We start from the raw sequence: 18215 nt of genomic DNA on the forward strand, positions 1-18215 counted from the left end.
GGGTATCTCAGTCGAGAAGACTCCCACCTCTTCAGGTGGTGAGTAATAGCAAATTTATCTCAGTGGAAGCCTTGTCTCCGACTGAGATAAACGCTCCGCGAGGTTGCGCAGTGATTCTGATAGGAATATGTCAGCTTCGCTGACCAGGATCACGCGCCAAGTCTCACGGACGTTCGACTTGAATATAGTTGCAGATATTATTATTGTATCATTTTCAGGCATCCCTTGCAATCTTTCTGGTGTCTGGGTATAATTTCTGTAGGTAATTTAAAAAGGTAAAATGCTTTGTTTAAAACGGCCGCATTTAAAATAGAAGGTGCCGTATAATAGCAAGCATGCTCACAAAGGAGGAATACGATGCTGTTTATTTATTATCCAAAATGCAGTACCTGCCAGAAAGCGAAAAAATGGCTGGATACACAGGAAATTTCATATACAGAGCGCCATATCGTGGAGGAAAATCCGACGTATGAGGAATTGAAGAAGTGGCAGGCGAGAAGCGGGCTGCCGATCAAGAAATTTTTCAATACGAGCGGGATGCTATATAAGGAAATGCAGTTAAAGGATAAGCTGCCGCAGATGAGCGAGGACGAACAGTTGAAGCTGCTTGCCACCAATGGGATGTTGGTAAAACGCCCTGTCATTGTGGATGGAGATACTGTTTTAACGGGATTTCGGGAGAAGGAATGGGAAGAGAAGCTGCGGTGATGGACTGGGAGCAGAAGTTTCCTTTCTTACGTGAAAAAGGACACGTGGTCTCGCTGATTGGCGGAGGCGGAAAGACGACGCTTCTGTATGCGCTGTCGGCGTACTGCACGGCGAAGGGATGGCGGGTGCTGATGGCGACGACGACGCATATTCGGAAGCCGGTAAATGTGCCGTGGATTGCGGTAAATGAGGAAGAAAATACCGCGTGGGAGAATGCCGGAAAAGAGCGCGATCGTCTCTGGCAGCAGGGAACCTACGTCGTAGCCGGAACCCCAGCCCCACACGAAAAATTGACAATTCTGCCAGAAGCGATTCGAAGCGAGTGGATTTCGGATGCAGATATCACATTTCTGGAGGCGGATGGCGCGAAATGTCTTCCGTGTAAATTTCCGGCGGCGCATGAGCCGGTGATACTGCCGCAGAGCGATATCGTGCTGGCGGTCGCGGGGCTGAGTGCCCTGTATCGTCCGCTGGGGGAGGTGTGCTTCCGGGCGGAGCTGGCGATTGAGGCGTGGAACAGGGATGTGTGCGAGTATGGGGACGCAGCTTATCCCAAAGAAGGAAAAAGACTGCTCAAAGAAGTGCCCATTTCGAAAGATACGCCTTTGACCCCAGAACTTCTGGCGTGGCTTCTTGGTAGCGAAAACGGTGCCAGAAAAGATATATCGGGGCGTTTGTTTTTTGTGGTTCTGAACCAGGCGGACACGTCAGAGCGCCGGGAGGATGGCAGAAAGGTACTGGATATCCTGAAACATAGCTACGGAATTCAGGGAATTTTAACTTCCTTTTCAGGACCAGAACGAAATCAGGAGTGAGAGAGATGAGTGAGAAAAGGGATATCGTATTTTGTACGGGCGGCGGCTGTACGGCAAAGCTGGGAGCCGGTGTTTTAAGCCGCATTTTGGAAAAACTACCGCGCGGCGAGAAGGATCCGAATCTTTTAGTCGGATATGACAGCCGGGACGATGCGGCAGTGTATCAGGTCACAGAGGATCTGGCGCTGGTGCAGACGGTTGATTTCTTCCCGCCGATGGTGGACGATCCGTATATTTTTGGACAGGTTGCAGCGGCAAATGCGCTGAGCGACGTGTACGCGATGGGCGGTGAGGTCAAGACGGCGCTGAATCTGGTGTGTTTTCCGGAATCAATGGATTTGAATGTTCTGGGACAGATTTTACAGGGCGGCGCGGAGAAGGTGGCAGAAGCAGGCGGCATTCTCGCGGGCGGTCACTCGATCGCGGACACGGGCGTGAAATACGGTTTGTCCGTGACGGGACTGGTAAATCCGAAAAAGCTGTACGCCAATGATGCCGGACAGCCGGGCGACCGCCTGATTTTGACAAAGGCATTGGGGGTTGGGCTGATTTGTTCGGCAAACCGCGTCGGAGAAGTGACAAAAGAGCAGATGGACGGGGCGGTACAGTCGATGACGACGCTCAATAAAACAGCGGCGGAAATCAGCCGGAAGTACACGGTTCACGCGTGCACAGATGTGACTGGGTTTGGTTTTCTGGGGCATCTGCATGAAATGATGGGGCGCGGGCTGTCGTGCGAGATTGATGTGAACCATATTCCGGTGCTTCCGGGCGCACGTGAGTCGGCAGATGCGTTTTTATACACGGCGGCAGGACAGAGAAACCGCAACCATGTCGGGGCGGCGGTGCAGTTTGAAAATGTACCGTTTTCAATGGAAGAGGTCTTGTTTGACCCGCAGACCTCCGGCGGACTTCTGATGGCAGCTGCCCCGGATGAGGCGGAGAAACTGGAACAGGAGCTGCAGAACGCCGGGCTTCCGGCGCGGATCGTGGGAACGATCACGGAACCGGGAGAGATTGAAATTTTTGTACGAGGATAGGAGGAAACAGAAATGAAGAAAGTAGATGCAAGAGGAGACGCATGCCCGATTCCGGTCGTAAAGGCAAAACACGCGATAGAGGAACTTTCGGGTGCCGGACAGGTGGAAGTGCTGGTGGATAATGAGATTGCAGTTCAGAATCTGACGAAAATGGCAGAGCAGAAGGGCTATCAGAGCAGTGCAAAGAAGCTGGCGGATCAGGAATATCAGGTTATCTTTACGGTGGGTGAACAGACAGAAGAGGAAAAAGCACAGGCAGGAGCCGGATGCGAAGCCTGTATTCCGGACAGCCGTACCGATACCGTGGTTGTGATTGCCAATGATAAGATGGGCGAGGGCAGTGAGGAACTTGGAAAGACGCTTTTGAAGGCATTTACATTTGCCCTGACCCAGCAGGACAACTTGCCGAAAACCATTCTTTTCTATAACGGCGGAGCCAGTCTGACCTGTGAAGGATCTCCGATGCTGGAGGATCTGAAGACACTGGAGGCAGAAGGTGTGGAGATCCTGACCTGCGGCACCTGCCTGAATTTCTATGGTCTGACCGAGAAGCTGGCAGTCGGCGGTGTAACCAACATGTATGTCATCGCTGAAAAAATGCTGGGCGCTGGAAATGTGGTAAAACCATGATTTATATGGACAATGCGGCGACTTCGCGTCAAAAGCCGCTGCAGGTGGAACAGGCAGTCCTTGAGGCGCTTCGCACCGCAGGAAATCCGGGGCGCGGCGCGCATGAGGCAACCTTACATGCTTCAAGACTGGTGTACGGGGCACGTGCGGCAGCAGCAGAATTGTTTGATGCGGAAGATGCGTCGCGGATTGCCTTTACGGCAAACGCAACGGAGGCGCTGAACATAGCCATTTCCGGGCTGATTCGTCCGGGCGATCACGTGATCACGACGGTCTGTGAGCATAATTCGGTGCTGCGCCCTCTTTATCGTCTGCGTGATCAGGGAGCGATGCTTAGTTTTGTGGGTGTGGATGCGCGTGGAAATCTAAAATATGAAGAGTTGGAAGCATGTCTGCGCCCAGAGACGCGTGCGGTGGTAATTACCGGCGCGTCCAACGTGACAGGAAATGTGACGGATCTTTCCTATATTTCTTCGTTTGTTAAACGGAATGGACTGCTTCTGATTGTGGATGCGTCGCAGACTGCAGGGGAAGAATTGTTTTCCGTGCAGAAGCTCGGAATCGACGTGCTCTGTTTTACCGGGCATAAGGCGCTTCTGGGACCACAGGGAACCGGCGGGCTGTATGTGAAGCCGGGACTTTCGGTGGAACCACTTCTGGTTGGCGGCAGCGGCATTCACAGTTATGATGAACACCATCCGAAGGAAATGCCAACGGCACTCGAAGCCGGGACGCTCAATGTCCATGGTCTGGCGGGGCTGGCAGCAGGCATCCGTTACCGGATGGATCAGGGGATCGAGAAATTGCAGAAACGGGAGCGGGATTTAACACGCCGTTTTTACGAACAGGTGAAGGAAATTCCGGGCATCATTGTGTATGGAGATCCGGCGGCAAAATGTCATGCGCCGATCGTCTCCCTCAACCTTGCCGGGGAAGATTCGGCACGTGTGGCGGATGCACTCTGGGAAGAATACGGCATCTGCGTCCGCGCGGGGGCACACTGTGCGCCGCTCATGCACCGGGCGCTTGGAACGGTAGGTCAGGGAGTGGTGCGGTTCAGTTTTTCGCATTTTAATACGGAAGAGGAGATTGAGAGGGCAGCAGAAGCAGTTCGGGCACTGGCAGAGGAAGCGTAAAAACTGGGGAAAAAATCGGGTTTTCAATGGGTCTGCAAAAAAGTAGGGAATGAGGAGAAAGCGGCAGTATGAGAGAAAAACATCCATTTATTGTTCTATCTTTTCACACGACCGTGGCGGCGATGGAATGGGAAAAACGATGTATGGAAACGGGCATTCCGGGACGTTTAATTCCACTTCCGAGGGAGATTTCTGCTGGCTGTGGTCTTGCGTGGCGGATGCGTCCGGAAGAGTGGGAGCAGTGGAGCGGACGGATAGACACTTCTGTTTATGATAAGGTGTCGTGTGTGTGGCAGTAAAAAGAATTACTCTAAAAGCAGAAAACACAATCAAAAGAATTATTTGAAGAAGAAGCTGCATAAACAGGTAATGGAAATAATAGTAACAAAAGTGAGATAGGAGAAGGCATCCTCATGAAACGAGATGATTTAATTATTGTACGCGGCGGCGGTGACCTGGCAACTGGGACGATTCATCGGCTCTGGGCGGCAGGGCTTCGGGTGCTGGTGCTGGAGATCGAAAATCCGGCAGCGATCCGGCGACAGGTAGCTCTGTGTGAGGCGGTTTATACAAAAACAACTGAGGTCGAGGGGCTTCGTGCTGTCCGGATTGATCGATATGAGGAGGCAGAAGCGGTCTGGCGGGAAAATAGCGTGCCGATTTTGATTGATCCGAAAGGCGTGTCGATTGGAGCGCTGAAACCGGCTGTTGTGATCGATGCGATTCTGGCAAAGCGAAATCTTGGAACCCGCCGGGATATGGCACCGCTCACGATTGCACTTGGTCCGGGCTTTACGGCAGGTGAGGATGTGGATGTTGTGGTGGAGACAAAGCGCGGTCACCGGCTGGGGCGAATTATCCGCGAGGGTGCGGCAATCCCGAATACGGGGATTCCGGGCGTGATCGGTGGATACGGTGCAGAGCGAGTGATTCACGCACAGGCAGCGGGTATTTTCAAAAATGTGCGTGTGATCGGTGATATCGTCGAAGCCGGGGACACGATCGCGGAGATTTGGCAGGAGGACGGAACGAAACTTCTGGTTCAGACACAGATCACGGGCATTCTGCGAGGTCTTTTGCGGGATGGTTATCTGGTGACGGAACATTTCAAGGTAGCAGATGTCGATCCGAGAAAAGAGGAACTTTCCAACTGTTTTCTGATCTCGGACAAGGCGAGATGTATCGCGGGAAGTGTACTGGAGTTGGTGTGTGCCCAGTTATGGAAGTAAAAGAGAGACTATAGCAATAGTTCCTTTGAGAAAAATTCTAAGAAATTTCATCCTAATCATTGACGTATAGCAAAAAAACAGCGTAAAACTTTCTGGATAAGCTCCTTTGGCAGGCAGCTTTGATAAACATCAGGATCTGGTTTTGGAAGATGATCTCTATGATTGTTAGAATCTTCATGTCATAGGAAACTTCGTCCTATGACACAAAAATGCTCCGCGGAAAAGCACAGCGAACTATAAAGACGCTGTGCCTTCCGGGGTTTCTTCCCCTTCATTTGCTTCCTCCATGGTGACAATCGGCTGGATGGCCTCATCGGTGTAGCGGACGCGCAGAACTGCCTGCGGCCAGTTAAGCTTAATGAGGGCTGTTTTCTGCCGTCCTTTTCCGGCTTTTTCGATTAGGTCGAGCAGTTCACGCAGAACTTCCTTTGTCAGATAGCCGCCGCGCCAGTGAAACGTCAGTGTTTTTCCTTTTTTGGCCGCCTGTAAGGAGCGCTTGTAAACGTCCTCCTGTTTGGTAAAGGAGAGCTTCTTTTCTTTATAATAGAAATGGTCGCTGTCCGTGCAGGCAGGCGCCGGGGCGATGAGCGGTTCGTGGTCGCGGAAGATCGCCTTGTCGTCGAGATTGAAGTAATCGTAGCGGATTTCCTCGCCGGTCTGGAGACATTTGCCGAGACTGTTGTCGAAGGTAGCGTCCAGATGGTAGTACGTTTTCCCGATCTTGACGATGTTCCAGGTATGGCGGTATTTGATGCCCTTTTCAGGGTTATTGCCGCAGAGCGCGATCATGCACCAGATGCCGAGCGTATCACAAAGAATTTTGACCGATTTGGCGATGCCCTCGCAGACGCCGACGCCCTGTCCCAGAGGTCCGATGATCTCATGGGAGTAGGGCTTTTTTAATTTGTCATAGTGAACGTGTTCGCAGATAAAATCGTGGATATAGCGTTCTTTTTCCAGTTCAGTCAGCTTCATTGCCGGGCGGGCAAGTTTTTCGACGCGGGCGCCCATCGCTTTCTGATGTTCGCGGATCTTGCCCTTGTCAAAGAGGTATTCCGGTATCAGGATCAGGTTCGGGGAATCTGGGTAATACTTATATTTAAAGCCGGAAGCCCAGAAAATCTCCGGGTGATCGAGCCGCAGTTCAAAAAATACATTGCTTAAATCCTTTCCCTCCAGGCGCGGAATCTGAAATTCGTCGGAGAGATTGGTAAGTCCCTGCTGCATGGCGCGGTAGGCGGCTTGCTGGTTCTTGTTCATGTGATTATAGTAAAATGGTTCCATTTTGATATTCCTTTGTAACTCTTTATATTTTAGTGTGATTCAGCCGCTTTCTCAATCTGCCCGGATTCCGGGTCAAACCAGACGCGATCGCCCTCATTGATTCCGGCATCATAGAGTGCCTGATCCGCGGTGCGTATCGTGTATTCTGGATGCTCTGAGAGGTTTGCATTTTCAGTTGTGTCCAGCAGACGGACACAGACCATCGTTTCCTGTCCGTCCGGGCGTTCTTCACAGCCAAAATCGGCTTCGTATATTTCTAAAACCCGGCAAAGACGCAGGAATGTTTGATTGCTGTTCATTGTGTATATGCCTCATTCCATGGGAAAATTCCTGTTTTTGTCTTTTTAATTTTAGCAGAAGATGATAAGGCAGGCAAGTAGAGATGAAGGGGGGAAAATAAATTAAATGCGAAGCCACGGCAAATTCCGTTACTGGGCATGATGCGTGAACAGTAACGATGGGGCGGCTGGGAAGAAAAGCGGGAGGGGGAGAAATTTGAGGAGAAAATTGCCGGCAGATACTTGTAATTCTAATAAAAACAGGTAGAATAGAAGCTGTCTATGTCCTCGGGAGACGGACATAAAAGTTACAATCACGGGGGTTATAAGTAAATGGCAAAAAAGAAAAACAGCTTCAGCGGTTCGCTGGGGTTTGTGCTGGCAGCAGCCGGAAGTGCCGTCGGTGTAGGAAATATCTGGCGTTTTCCGTATTTATGTGCGAAAGACGGAGGCGGACTGTTCCTGCTGGTGTATCTGGTGCTGGTGGCGACATTTGGATTTGTACTTCTGACGACGGATGTGGCGATCGGCAGAAGAACGAAGGAGAATGCGCTGCAGGCGTTTGGAACGCTGCATCCGAAGTGGAAGTTTGTCGGATACCTGACGTTTCTGGTTCCGATGTTAATTATGACGTATTATTCGGTCATCGGCGGATGGATCACGAAATATTTCTTTGAGTATTTGACGACATCCGGCAGGGATGTGGCGGAGGACAGATATTTTACATCGTTTATCACGGAAAAGAATGCGCCGCTGATTTTCACGGGAATCTTTCTGGCGCTCACAATCTGGGTTGTATACAGAGGTGTAGAGAAGGGAATTGAGAAATTTTCCTGTTTTATCATGCCGGGACTGATCCTGTTAGTCATCGGAATCGCGATTTTTTCATTGACGCTTTCCTACACGGACGCGGATGGGACGGTCCGGACGGGAATACAGGGATTCCTCGTCTACGTGCGCCCGGATTTTACGGGACTGACGGTAAGAGGATTTCTGGAAGTACTGCTGGATGCGATGAGCCAGCTCTTTTTCTCACTGAGTGTGTCGATGGGAATTATGGTAACATATGGTTCTTATGTCAAAGATGAGATCGATTTGAACAAGGCGACCAATCAGATTGAATTTTTTGATACAGGTGTGGCGCTTCTGTCCGGTATGATGATTATTCCGGCGGTCTTTGTATTTTTAGGACGCGATGGCATGGCGTCCGGTCCGAGTCTGACCTTTATTTCGCTTCCAAAGGTATTTCAGGCGATGGGCGGCGCCGGTCATATCGTGGGACTTGCATTTTTCCTGATGCTTGGCTTTGCGGCGCTGACATCCTGCGTTTCTGTCATGGAAACGCTGGTTGCCAACTGCATGGAAGTGTTTGGAAAGACGAGAAAACAGATGTGTGTGATGGTCGGAATCTATTCCCTGATCACGGCAGTTCTCATTTGTCTGGGCTACAATGTTCTGTATTTTGAGTTGAAGCTGCCGAACGGTTCCACCGGACAGCTGCTTGATGTGATGGATTATATCAGCAACAGCTTCCTTATGCCGATCATTTCCTTCTTAACCAGCATCCTGATCGGATGGGTGGTCGGACCGAAGTGGATCGTGGAAGAAGTCGAGAAAAATGGGGAACATTTTTCAAGAGCAGGTATGTACAGCTTCTTAATCCGGTATATTGTGCCGGCTGTCATGCTGGTTCTTTTCCTGGTATCGACCGGGTTTATTAATATGCTGTAATGAAAAATGGTTTTAGCCGATTTTCACGGAAAGTGCGAGAATTGGTTAAAACCTTTTTTATAGAAAAATGCGTCCCATTATTCTTCACGGTCATCCGACTCGATCTCATAGGTATATCCGGCATTTTCGATCGCCTGAATTGTATCCTTGATGCCCTGTCCGCCTGCTTTTTTTATAGGATTCAATAAAAACAGGAATCTGTTCGGAATAAAACCTATTAAATACGTAGGAAAATAGGAACTATTAAAACCGATTTTATCATTTTTACCGGCTAGTGTCAACTTATAAAATTGTAAAAGTTTACAATCAAAACTGGACAATATATCGATTTTTTGCTATGATAAGCTAGTTAGAAAGAACTAACTTGCAGGAAACGTGAAAACGCAGTAAATTAGGTGCATAGGTGTGAAAGCTAGGCAGCCTGATTGGATAGAGTGGAGAAACAATGCGGTATTTGTGGATAAATCCGGTTTCTGCCGGGATGTGTGAGGAAGATTCGCTGAAGCGTTTTTTAGAACGGCATGGTCTGACGCGGGTCGAGTGCCGGGGCGATTGGGGACGGATCGTCCGGGAAAGATATGAAGCTAGTCTGCGGGCGGGCGTGACGCTTGCGGATGCGCGCTGTCCGGAGGCGGTTCGGCTGCTTGAAGAGATACAGAAGGAGCCGGAAAACGAATCTGGAATTGAAAACCTGAAAGTTGCCCCGATCGAGCCGATTTTACTTCACTGTGCGCGGGAATTAAGCACGCGTCCGGATCTGGCGGATGGGGAGAAGATCATCACGACGCCATGCCAGAGTCTTGCGGTGCTTGGAAATTCGCTGGGACTTGAGAATACGCGGTTTATCGCATGGAATCGTCTGGCAGGCGGTGAGGTGCGCGTCCGGGCGATCGAAGACAGCCCGATTCCGCCGGGGTATTTTGCGGGAATCTGCCGGAAAGATGGGCAGGCGGCGAAGGTAGAGAGTGTCAGCAGTCCGGAGAAAATCCGGGCATATGTGGAGAGCGGAAGCTGGAAGCAGGCGGATCTGCTGGAACTTTTGTATTGTAAGGATGGATGCCATCACGGGGATGGCGTGCAGACAGAGTGAGAGAAATCTGCGGTTCATGGAAAACGCTTGAGGAAGCGGAAAATGCATGAATTGCGGCAAAAGAATGGGAAGAATGAAAGAAACGAAGAAATTCAAGGATAATTGGCAGAAATACTTCGGTCCGGCGCTGGGAATCGGAGCGGTATTTCTGATCTGGTGTTTGGTCTGCCGCATGGAGATGGTCAGTGCGTATGTGCTGCCGTCCCCGGCGCGGGTGTGGACGAGCTTTTTAAAAATGGTGAAAACCGGGGAACTGTGGGGGGATATTTCAATCAGTTTCCTGCGTGTCATGAAGGGATTTGCGATTGCGTTCCTGTTTGCCTTTGTGCTGGGAATGTTCCGGGCGCTGTTTCCGGGCAGCAGCGTTTACTATGAGTATATTGTGCAGTTTTTCCGCAATGTCCCGCCGCTCAGCATGATTCCGTTGCTGATTCTCTGGTGCGGAATCGGAGAGACGACGAAGACGGTGATTATTGTGCTGGCGTCATTTTTCCCGATGTACTTAAATATCGTGAAGGGATTTACCGGGTGCGATTCGAAACTTCTGGAAGTGGGCGATATGTTCGGCTACTCGAAGCGCCGCAAATTTTTCCGCATCATTCTGCCCTATGCGATGGCAGATATTCTGGTCGGAATGCGGATCGGGCTTGGATATAGCTGGCGCGCCATTATCGGTGCGGAGATGGTGGCGGCGTCCACCGGGCTTGGACATATGATTTTATTTGCACAGCAGATGTCGCGGACCGACAAGGTGATCGTGGGGATTCTGGCGATCGGGGCAGTCGGATATGTGACGGACCGCCTGTTTGGATGGATGATAGGATTTGTGCTGAAAGGATCCGGGGAAAATGGCTGGAATTGAACTGATTGATATTCATAAAACATACCGGGTGGATAACCGGGAGATTCCCGTTTTAAACGGGATCAACCTGTCGCTTCCGGCGGGGAGAATCACCGTGATTCTGGGGCAGAGCGGATGCGGGAAAACGACGCTTCTGCGGCTGACCGGAGGACTGGAGACGGCGGACAGCGGAGAGATCCGCTGGGAGAGCGCCCACAAGACGGCATTTGTCTTTCAGGAACCGCGCCTCATGCCGTGGTTGACCGTCTGGGAAAATGTGGTGTTCGGGCTTTCAAAAAAGGAGACAGATCCGGGGAAAATAGAGGCGGTTATACGCACGGTCGGATTATCTGGATTTGAAAAAGCATATCCGGCACAGCTCTCCGGCGGAATGCAGCAGCGGGCGGCGATCGCGCGGGCGCTGGCGTATGAGCCGACCTTTATCATGATGGATGAGCCGTTTGCCGCGCTTGACTATTTTACAAGGGAACAGATGCAGAAAGAGCTTCTGCGCGTCCAGCAGGAGCGCAGTGCGAGCATTCTGTTTGTGACGCACAGCATCGATGAGGCACTGATTCTGGGAAGCCAGATTGCGGTCATTGAAAAGGGCATGGTCAAGGCGCTCTATGAGGTCAAGACGCCGCAGGAAGAGAGGAATCTTTTGGAGGATGAGATGATAACCCTGAAAAGGGATATTATAAATAATTTACATTTTATTTAGAGGAGGAACGATTATGATGAAACGATGGATGGCAATGGGAATGGCACTCTGCCTTACCGCAGCTTCCCTGGCAGGCTGCTCCGGTACAAAAGATGCGGCTGAGAGCACGCAGGCAGAGGCAGAAACCAGCGCAGAGGAGGCGGCAGCCGAGGAGGAGACAGCGAAAGAATCTGATCTGGATAAGCTGACCTTTACGTATGTAACTTCTCCGCTCAATGTGCCGACGATCATCGAGAAAAATCAGGGTATTTTTGAAAAAACATTTGGCGATATGGGGATTGAGGTTGATTATGCGGAGCTGACCTCCGGGGCAGATCAGACACAGGCGCTGGCTTCCGGCGATGTGCAGGTTTTGTATGCGGTTGGCGGTACTTCGGTGATTCTGTCTGCAGCAAATGGAGCGGATATCAAGGTATTAAATATGTACAGCCGTTCTCCGAAGGCATTCTGTATGTATTCTAAGGATGAGTCCCTGACGACGCCGGAAAGCCTGAGAGGAAAGACAATCGCAGGACCGACCGGAACCAACCTGCATGAGCTTCTCGTTTCCTATCTGGCAACGGCTGGCATGACGATCGACGATGTCAACTATGTCAATATGTCGATCCCGGATGCAAAAGCAGGTCTGGACGGCGGCAGTGTAGACGTGGCTCTGGTTGCTGGCGCAACTGCTTACAATGCAGGGAAGCAGGGTTACCACCTGGTAGCCGACGGCGAAGGCCTGATTAAGGCGATCATTGCAGTGGCAGTGACGCAGAAATTCTATGACGAGCACCCGGAGATCATCGAGAAGCTGGAAGAAGCACAGACCGAGATTGCTGATTTCATGGAAGAAAAACCGGATGAGACGATGCAGATCGTAGCCGATGAGCTGGATCTGGACACCGATGCAGTCAAAAGCATGTACGATCTCTATGATTTCTCTACCGAGATCACAGATGATGACAAAGAAGGCTTCCAGAAGACCGCTGATTTCATGTATGAATCCGGCATGATCGACGAGGCATTTGATGTAAAACAGTTATTTATTGAAAAATAATCAGTGAACATTTGAGAGGATAAACGATTGAAAAGCAGCTCCCGGAGTGTGGATTCCGGGGGCTGCTTTTACGATTGCATATGCAATTATGAAAATACGGAATGTTTACGCTAATACCTTTTTAATCGCTTCTAACAGCTCATCATACGTCTCATAGGCCGGAATCTGCGGATATTCTGCCTTGATCTCCTCCGTCGTGCGGAAGAGGAAGCCCGCCTTGCTTGCCTCAATCATGGCGAGGTCGTTGTGGCTGTCGCCGCTGGCGATCGTCTCGAAGCCGCAGGACTGGAGTGCTTTGACGGTGGTATATTTGGATTTCTCACAGCGCATCTTAAAATCGGTAATCTCACCATTTTCGCTGACAACCAGAGAGTTGCAGAAGATGGTCGGATAGCCAAGTTTCTTCATCAGAGGTCCGGCAAACTGGGAGAAGGTATCGCTGATGATGATTACCTGAGTGATTTCTTTTAATTTGTCTAAAAACTCCCTTGCGCCCGGAAGCGGATCAATTTTAGAGATCGTTTCCTGAATTTCCTTGAGTCCCAGTCCGTGCTCGCGCAGGATGTTTAAACGGTAATTCATCAGTTTGTTATAATCCGGCTCATCGCGGGTGGTGCGTTTTAACTCCGGGATTCCGGTTTCTTCAGCAAATGCGATCCAGATTTCCGGCACTAATACACCTTCTAGATCTAAACATACAATATCCATGTCTCCTCCTGTCTGATACAACGCCTGTCAGCGCTGTGCTCGGTTGAAAAATTTGCTTCCTATTATAGACGAAATGCAGGGGAAATACCAGAGAAATTTGAGAAAAGATGAAAGAATAGAAAAAAGTGCGTTACTGGGCACGTATGTGTGAACAGTAACAAAAGTACCAATTATTCGCGGTGAGAAAGATTCAGAAGTGAAGAGTTGGCATCATATAGCAGCAGAGTGGTTATCAATAGAATTAAAAAATACCAAAAAAGGGAGTCTCTTTTCGTGAGCGAGAGACACCCTTTTTGGCACCTATAGTCGGGTTATAATTTGATTTTGATGAAATCATTAGCAATGCGCCGGTTTATTCATTTCAGATCTTTTATCGTTTTCTGTCTTCGAAGCAGTCGATTTCGAAAACAGTACTTTACCGGAATGAACCACAATAATCACACCCAGAACCATCAGCAGAACCGCGATGATAAGCTGCAGTCCTTCTACCATAAAGACAGCGGTTCCGGCATTGTAAGCCTTTACCAGTGCGATGCAGCGCTCAACGAGTGCGGTGAAGGTAACGCACAGCATAACAACCAGTGGAACCAGCAGCGTGCGGTTTTCACGACCGGTGACGCGTAAGAAGACGCACAGGGTGATGAGAACCAGGGCGCTTAACAGCTGGTTGGCGCTGCCAAACAGCGGCCAGATGTTGGAGTAGCCGATCTGCGTTAAAATGTAGCCGCATACCAGGGTGATAACCGTTGCAAAATATTTGTTGCAAAGAAGTTTTCTCCATCCTTCGGCGTGTTCCATGTCATCAACGCTGAACAGCTCCTGGAAGGACATACGTCCGATACGTGCAACGGAATCCAGGCTTGTCAGGGCAAGTGCGGAGACGCACATCGTCATAAAGCACTGGGCGGCGTAAACCGGGATGCCGAACATCTCCAGGAATCCGGCAACACCGGAGGAGAAGATAGCAAACGGAGTACCGGTTGCAGGCGTGCCATCAGCGGAAGCGGCAGCACCGGCAACGCACAGAGCCAGGACAGCCAGTAAACTTTCCAAAAGCATAGCGCCGAAGCCAACTTTCGGCATATCCTTTTCATTGGTGATTGCCTTGGAGGAAGTACCCGAGGAAACCAGGCTGTGGAAACCGGATACGGCGCCGCAGGCAACGGTTACAAACAAAATCGGGAACAGGTCACCGGATTTCTCATTGTGGAAACCAGTGTAAGGCGCCAGGTTCATTGCCGGATGTGCGACAAGCAGTCCAACGACGGCACCGATAATCATACCGGCAAACATAAAGGTTGTCATCAGGTCACGCGGTTCCATCAAAAGCCACATCGGAAGAACGGCTGCGAGGAAAATGTAAGCGAATACCATGTAGGACCAGTTCGCCTTGGTGGTAATGAGCGGGCAGTTCATGCCGATGACGAAAGCAGCTACCGTGCAGACAAGTCCGAGCAAGGTCTGTTTCCAGCCATGGAACTGAGCCTTTTTCTGAATCAGTCCAAATACAACGGCAAAGGCAATGAACAGAAGGGAAATGCTTCCGGCTGCGCCGTTAACAGTTGCGGCGGCGGATAAGCTGGTCACGCCGTCTACCGTCTCATATGCATTGAATGTACCAGCAACCATGTCGGCAAAAGCGGCGGTTACAATTAAAGTAAAGAGCCAGCAGAACAGAAGAAACAGCTTTTTACCGGTTTTGCCGATGTACTGTTCAATCAGAAGTCCCATCGATTTGCCTTCATTTTTAACGCTGGCGTACAGGGCACCAAAATCGGTAACAGCGCCGAAAAAGATGCCGCCGAGGATGATCCAGAGAAAGACCGGAACCCATCCAAAGACAGCCGCCTGAATAGCACCGGTGACAGGACCGGCACCGGCGATGGATGAAAACTGGTGGGCAAATACAACCCAGCCATCGGTCGGAACATAGTCCTGACCATCTTCTTTTGTGACGGCCGGTGTTTTTGCGTTTGGATCAATGCCCCATTTATGGGCGAGCCATCTGCCGTAGAGCAGATAACCAGCCGCCAGACAACAGGCTGCGATAACTACGATAACTAATGTGTTCATAAAGATACCTCCATTCCCATAGGTCAAATGGTTTTTAGTGTCCCGGCAGTTTGCCGGAGTTTCGGGAGCGGGGAAACAAAAAAGCCTCCGTCCTCCTGAAACTTTTAAAAGTTCAAGAAGACGGAGGCATAAGCATCCGCGGTACCACTTCTTTTACCGGCTGTAAAGCCGATCTCTCAGCCATATCCATCATTCTGAATATGTTCCTCTTTAACGGTAGGAATCCGGACCGGACTACTGGTATCCTACATGCGTTTGTTCGGTCAGCTCACAGGGGATAACTTCCATCGGCGTTACTGTCTTTCATCGCCCGACAGCTCTCTGAAAACGTGGAAAATTGGAAATCGTGTCCTGCTCAATGCTTTTTACAAGTACGAATTATAGACTTTTTTGAAGGAAAGTCAATCGAAAAAATAGCCGGAAGTTTGTGACAGAAATTTTACAAATCCGTCATTTTGACAAAAAAATCACAACTAAGAAATTTAACAACTGCTTATCTAGAAGTCTGAGTTACTGTTTACGCATACGTGCCCAGTAACAAGTCGGAAGCATTCCTGTGTTAAAACTTCGAAAAAACTGGACACACCCTTATTTTGCTGTATAATAGGTAATTGTCGGTTCTTTTTAGGGCTGGCAATTACTTTTTATTTAAATTGGGAAGAAAAAGGGAGAGTTTTGGGTATGGAAAAAATACGTCCAATGTTGTTTACAACATTGAAGAAGTATTCCGGCGCACAGCTGATGTCAGATGTGGTAGCGGGTATCATCGTGGCGATCATCGCGCTGCCGCTTTCGATCGCGCTGGCGCTGGCTTCGGGGGTAGGTCCGGAACAGGGTATCTACACGGCGATTGCAGCCGGATTTGTGATTTCATTTTTAGGGGGCAGCCAGGTACAGATTGCAGGTCCAACGGCGGCATTTGCAACGATCGTGGCAGGTATCGTGGCGAAGAGCGGCGTGGAAGGACTGGCAGTTGCGACGATCATGGCAGGTATCATCCTAGTTATCATGGGATTCTGCCATTTTGGTTCACTGATTAAGTTTATTCCGTTTACAATCACGACCGGCTTTACCTCCGGTATCGCGGTGACGATCGTCATCGGTCAGTTGAAGGATTTCTTTGGCGTAACCTATCCGGCAGGCATGGAGACGATCGAGACGATGCAGAAGCTGAAAGCGTTCGCGGCTGGATTCGGAAGTGTCAACCTGCACGCGATCATCGTCGGCGTGGTGTGTCTGGCGATTCTGATCGTGATGCCGATGATCACGGAAAAAATTCCGGGATCGCTGGTAGCGGTTATTGCAGGTATTTTAATGGTAAAATTCCTGCCGCTGCATGTGAATACGATCGGCGACCTTTACACGGTCAGCAACAAGCTTCCGGCGTTCCGTCTGCCGGTGTTCAGCTACGATGTGATTCAGGGTTCCCTGTCGGATGCGTTTACGATTGCAGTTCTGGCGGCGATTGAGTCTCTGCTTTCCTGCGTGGTAGCGGACGGCATGATCGGCGGAAAACACCGTTCCAACACGGAGCTGGTGGCACAGGGCGCGGGTAATATTATTTCCGCCCTGTTTGGCGGTATTCCGGCGACGGGCGCGATCGCGCGTACCGCAGCCAATGTCAAAAATGGCGGCCGTACCCCGGTTGCAGGCATGGTTCATGCGGTTGTCCTGCTTCTGATTCTGGTAGTTCTGATGCCGTGTGCAAGCTGGATCCCGATGCCGACCATCGCGGCAATCTTGTTTATGGTTGCCTACAATATGTGTCAGTGGAGAACCTTCGTCCGTCTGACCAAGACGGCTCCGAAGAGTGATATTGCGGTTCTGGTGATGACCTTCTTCTTAACCGTTATCTTCGATCTGGTTGTAGCGATCGAGATCGGTATGCTGTTATCCTGCCTGCTGTTTATGAAGCGGATGAGCGATGAGACGGGCGTCAGAAGCTGGCTCTATGTCGAAGAAGTAGAGGAGCAGAAGCGCAAAGAGCAGGAAGCAAGAAAAGCGAAAAAAGCCGGAAAAGAGCTTTCAGTGGAAGAGGCACAGCTCTTAGCGGCAGCTGCAGAAGATGAAGAAGCAGCCATGAAAGAACAGGCACGTCTGCGGGAGATCCCGAGAGAACTGGCTGTTTATGAGATTACGGGACCGCTGTTCTTCGGTGCAGCAGACCGCATCAACCAGATTGAAACCCGCGAGGAGACGAAATGCCTGGTTCTTCGTATGCGTGCCGTTCCGGCGGTTGACAGTACAGCGATGAATTCGATGGTTGCCCTCTATGAGCGCTGCCAGAAGAACGGCGTTACATTGATTTTGTCCCATGTCAACGAGCAGCCGATGCACGTGATGGAGAAGGCAGGATTTGTGGATATGATCGGACGCGATCATTTCTGCCCGAATATCGAGGCAGCACTTGATCATGCGGACGAGGTGATGGGGAAATAATTATGGACATCTATCGGAGAATGGAAGAAGTATTTAGGCGCATTCCGGACGGCTGCGTGACGACTTACGGTCAGGTCGCGCTCCTGTGCGGTGCGCCGCGCCATTCCCGCCAGGTGGGATATGCACTCCGCACCAACCGCCTGGGCGATGTCCCGGCATTCAGGGTGATTAATTCCAAGGGCTTTCTAAGCGGCGCGGCGGCATTCGACTATCCGGGACAGCAGAAAAAACTGCTGGAACAGGATGGAATACGGGTGGACTCCACCGAGGACGGCGACCGCGTCGATTTGAAACAATATGGATGGAAACCTTCGATGGACGAGGCAGAAGAATTGTATGCGTTGTTTCGGAAGTTGGGGATCTGAGTGGGAATCAAGGAAAATGCATCTGAATGAGATGTTGGTAAGCGAAAGAAGTGAAATGAGATGGATAAGATGGCAGACGATAGGGGCT

Annotated in this window: 18 protein-coding genes and 1 other annotated feature; of the genes, 14 read left to right on the forward strand and 4 right to left on the reverse strand. The window is 50.4% G+C overall.

Annotation, left to right across the window (positions count from 1 at the left end):
- Positions 1 to 357 precede the first annotated feature (357 nt).
- The 7 genes from DW931_RS08225 to yqeB all read left to right on the forward strand — a co-directional run bounded on the left by DW931_RS08225 (position 358) and on the right by yqeB (position 5558).
- Complete coding sequence (locus tag DW931_RS08225) at positions 358 to 708, forward strand: arsenate reductase family protein (RefSeq protein WP_118468197.1); 351 nt, start codon at positions 358 to 360, stop codon at positions 706 to 708.
- Complete coding sequence (gene yqeC, locus DW931_RS08230) at positions 687 to 1523, forward strand: selenium cofactor biosynthesis protein YqeC (protein ID WP_227589724.1); 837 nt, start codon at positions 687 to 689, stop codon at positions 1521 to 1523. The genes DW931_RS08225 and yqeC overlap by 22 nt, the downstream gene beginning before the upstream one ends.
- Before the next feature lie 5 nt (positions 1524 to 1528).
- Entirely contained in the window at positions 1529 to 2563 is a 1035-nt protein-coding gene (selD, locus tag DW931_RS08235; RefSeq protein WP_118468195.1) for a selenide, water dikinase SelD, read from the forward strand.
- Positions 2564 to 2575: 12 nt separating this feature from the next.
- Positions 2576 to 3193 carry a sulfurtransferase-like selenium metabolism protein YedF gene (gene yedF / locus DW931_RS08240; protein ID WP_022359082.1) on the forward strand — a complete coding sequence of 206 codons (618 nt, stop codon included), beginning with the start codon at positions 2576 to 2578 and terminating at the stop codon, positions 3191 to 3193.
- Complete coding sequence (locus DW931_RS08245) at positions 3190 to 4329, forward strand: aminotransferase class V-fold PLP-dependent enzyme (protein WP_118468193.1); 1140 nt, start codon at positions 3190 to 3192, stop codon at positions 4327 to 4329. Before yedF ends, DW931_RS08245 begins: the two co-directional genes overlap by 4 nt.
- A 68-nt stretch (positions 4330 to 4397) precedes the next feature.
- A complete protein-coding gene (locus DW931_RS08250; RefSeq protein WP_118468191.1) occupies positions 4398 to 4628 on the forward strand; it encodes a DUF3343 domain-containing protein in 231 nt (76 codons plus the stop codon).
- Between the two features lie 114 nt (positions 4629 to 4742).
- Positions 4743 to 5558, forward strand: coding sequence for a selenium-dependent molybdenum cofactor biosynthesis protein YqeB (yqeB, locus tag DW931_RS08255; protein WP_118468189.1), 816 nt, complete (start codon positions 4743 to 4745; stop codon positions 5556 to 5558).
- A 234-nt stretch (positions 5559 to 5792) separates the two neighbouring features.
- Here the strand turns inward: yqeB and DW931_RS08260 are convergent, their stop codons facing one another.
- Together DW931_RS08260 and DW931_RS08265 are read right to left on the reverse strand one after the other, a co-directional pair.
- Positions 5793 to 6818: a transglutaminase domain-containing protein gene (locus DW931_RS08260; RefSeq protein ID WP_338126575.1), complete on the reverse strand. Its 1026-nt coding sequence runs from the start codon at positions 6816 to 6818 to the stop codon at positions 5793 to 5795.
- 53 nt (positions 6819 to 6871) lie between these two features.
- Positions 6872 to 7141: a hypothetical protein gene (locus tag DW931_RS08265; protein WP_118468185.1), complete on the reverse strand. Its 270-nt coding sequence runs from the start codon at positions 7139 to 7141 to the stop codon at positions 6872 to 6874.
- A 312-nt stretch (positions 7142 to 7453) separates the two neighbouring features.
- Here DW931_RS08265 and DW931_RS08270 point away from each other — a divergent pair, with 312 nt between their 5' ends.
- The 5 genes from DW931_RS08270 to DW931_RS08290 all read left to right on the forward strand — a co-directional run bounded on the left by DW931_RS08270 (position 7454) and on the right by DW931_RS08290 (position 12542).
- Positions 7454 to 8851 carry a sodium-dependent transporter gene (locus DW931_RS08270; protein ID WP_118468183.1) on the forward strand — a complete coding sequence of 466 codons (1398 nt, stop codon included), beginning with the start codon at positions 7454 to 7456 and terminating at the stop codon, positions 8849 to 8851.
- A 445-nt stretch (positions 8852 to 9296) separates the two neighbouring features.
- A complete protein-coding gene (locus tag DW931_RS08275) occupies positions 9297 to 9941 on the forward strand; it encodes a hypothetical protein (protein WP_118468181.1) in 645 nt (214 codons plus the stop codon).
- Between the two features lie 64 nt (positions 9942 to 10005).
- On the forward strand, positions 10006 to 10803 hold the full coding sequence (locus DW931_RS08280) for an ABC transporter permease (protein WP_227589725.1): 798 nt from the start codon (positions 10006 to 10008) through the stop codon (positions 10801 to 10803).
- Positions 10790 to 11503, forward strand: coding sequence for an ABC transporter ATP-binding protein (locus DW931_RS08285; protein ID WP_118468179.1), 714 nt, complete (start codon positions 10790 to 10792; stop codon positions 11501 to 11503). Before DW931_RS08280 ends, DW931_RS08285 begins: the two co-directional genes overlap by 14 nt.
- Positions 11504 to 11516: 13 nt before the next feature.
- Positions 11517 to 12542: an NrtA/SsuA/CpmA family ABC transporter substrate-binding protein gene (locus tag DW931_RS08290; protein WP_333489837.1), complete on the forward strand. Its 1026-nt coding sequence runs from the start codon at positions 11517 to 11519 to the stop codon at positions 12540 to 12542.
- A 105-nt stretch (positions 12543 to 12647) separates the two neighbouring features.
- Here DW931_RS08290 and thrH read toward each other — a convergent pair whose 3' ends face one another.
- Both thrH and DW931_RS08300 read right to left on the reverse strand, forming a co-directional pair.
- Positions 12648 to 13250: a bifunctional phosphoserine phosphatase/homoserine phosphotransferase ThrH gene (gene thrH / locus DW931_RS08295; RefSeq protein WP_022359071.1), complete on the reverse strand. Its 603-nt coding sequence runs from the start codon at positions 13248 to 13250 to the stop codon at positions 12648 to 12650.
- 336 nt (positions 13251 to 13586) lie between these two features.
- On the reverse strand, positions 13587 to 15323 hold the full coding sequence (locus tag DW931_RS08300) for a carbon starvation CstA family protein (RefSeq protein ID WP_117796188.1): 1737 nt from the start codon (positions 15321 to 15323) through the stop codon (positions 13587 to 13589).
- A gap of 113 nt (positions 15324 to 15436) precedes the next feature.
- Positions 15437 to 15691, reverse strand: a binding site (T-box leader).
- Between the two features lie 313 nt (positions 15692 to 16004).
- On the opposite strand from DW931_RS08300, the gene DW931_RS08305 reads away from it, so the two are divergent.
- Both DW931_RS08305 and DW931_RS08310 read left to right on the forward strand, forming a co-directional pair.
- Positions 16005 to 17762 (forward strand): SulP family inorganic anion transporter, encoded by a 1758-nt coding sequence (locus DW931_RS08305; RefSeq protein WP_118481956.1) that lies wholly within the window; start codon positions 16005 to 16007, stop codon positions 17760 to 17762.
- A gap of 20 nt (positions 17763 to 17782) precedes the next feature.
- Positions 17783 to 18127, forward strand: coding sequence for an MGMT family protein (locus DW931_RS08310; RefSeq protein WP_347472251.1), 345 nt, complete (start codon positions 17783 to 17785; stop codon positions 18125 to 18127).
- Positions 18128 to 18215 lie beyond the last annotated feature (88 nt).

Source organism: Clostridium sp. AM43-3BH (genome assembly GCF_003479985.1).
GTDB classification, from domain to species: Bacteria; Bacillota; Clostridia; order Lachnospirales; family Lachnospiraceae; genus Otoolea; species Otoolea fessa.

What these genes read in the sequence shown, in the direction of transcription:
- DW931_RS08290 (WP_333489837.1), top strand. Translation starts at nt 11,517, where the DNA reads ATGATGAAACGATGGATGGCAATGGGAATGGCACTCTGCCTTACCGCA.
- DW931_RS08285 (WP_118468179.1), top strand. Translation starts at nt 10,790, where the DNA reads ATGGCTGGAATTGAACTGATTGATATTCATAAAACATACCGGGTGGAT.
- yedF (WP_022359082.1), top strand. Translation starts at nt 2,576, where the DNA reads ATGAAGAAAGTAGATGCAAGAGGAGACGCATGCCCGATTCCGGTCGTA.
- selD (WP_118468195.1), top strand. Translation starts at nt 1,529, where the DNA reads ATGAGTGAGAAAAGGGATATCGTATTTTGTACGGGCGGCGGCTGTACG.
- DW931_RS08275 (WP_118468181.1), top strand. Translation starts at nt 9,297, where the DNA reads ATGCGGTATTTGTGGATAAATCCGGTTTCTGCCGGGATGTGTGAGGAA.
- yqeC (WP_227589724.1), top strand. Translation starts at nt 687, where the DNA reads ATGGGAAGAGAAGCTGCGGTGATGGACTGGGAGCAGAAGTTTCCTTTC.
- DW931_RS08280 (WP_227589725.1), top strand. Translation starts at nt 10,006, where the DNA reads ATGGGAAGAATGAAAGAAACGAAGAAATTCAAGGATAATTGGCAGAAA.
- DW931_RS08310 (WP_347472251.1), top strand. Translation starts at nt 17,783, where the DNA reads ATGGAAGAAGTATTTAGGCGCATTCCGGACGGCTGCGTGACGACTTAC.
- DW931_RS08245 (WP_118468193.1), top strand. Translation starts at nt 3,190, where the DNA reads ATGATTTATATGGACAATGCGGCGACTTCGCGTCAAAAGCCGCTGCAG.
- DW931_RS08300 (WP_117796188.1), bottom strand. Translation starts at nt 15,323, where the DNA reads ATGAACACATTAGTTATCGTAGTTATCGCAGCCTGTTGTCTGGCGGCT.
- DW931_RS08305 (WP_118481956.1), top strand. Translation starts at nt 16,005, where the DNA reads ATGGAAAAAATACGTCCAATGTTGTTTACAACATTGAAGAAGTATTCC.
- DW931_RS08265 (WP_118468185.1), bottom strand. Translation starts at nt 7,141, where the DNA reads ATGAACAGCAATCAAACATTCCTGCGTCTTTGCCGGGTTTTAGAAATA.
- thrH (WP_022359071.1), bottom strand. Translation starts at nt 13,250, where the DNA reads ATGGATATTGTATGTTTAGATCTAGAAGGTGTATTAGTGCCGGAAATC.
- DW931_RS08260 (WP_338126575.1), bottom strand. Translation starts at nt 6,818, where the DNA reads ATGAACAAGAACCAGCAAGCCGCCTACCGCGCCATGCAGCAGGGACTT.
- DW931_RS08270 (WP_118468183.1), top strand. Translation starts at nt 7,454, where the DNA reads ATGGCAAAAAAGAAAAACAGCTTCAGCGGTTCGCTGGGGTTTGTGCTG.
- DW931_RS08225 (WP_118468197.1), top strand. Translation starts at nt 358, where the DNA reads ATGCTGTTTATTTATTATCCAAAATGCAGTACCTGCCAGAAAGCGAAA.
- DW931_RS08250 (WP_118468191.1), top strand. Translation starts at nt 4,398, where the DNA reads ATGAGAGAAAAACATCCATTTATTGTTCTATCTTTTCACACGACCGTG.
- yqeB (WP_118468189.1), top strand. Translation starts at nt 4,743, where the DNA reads ATGAAACGAGATGATTTAATTATTGTACGCGGCGGCGGTGACCTGGCA.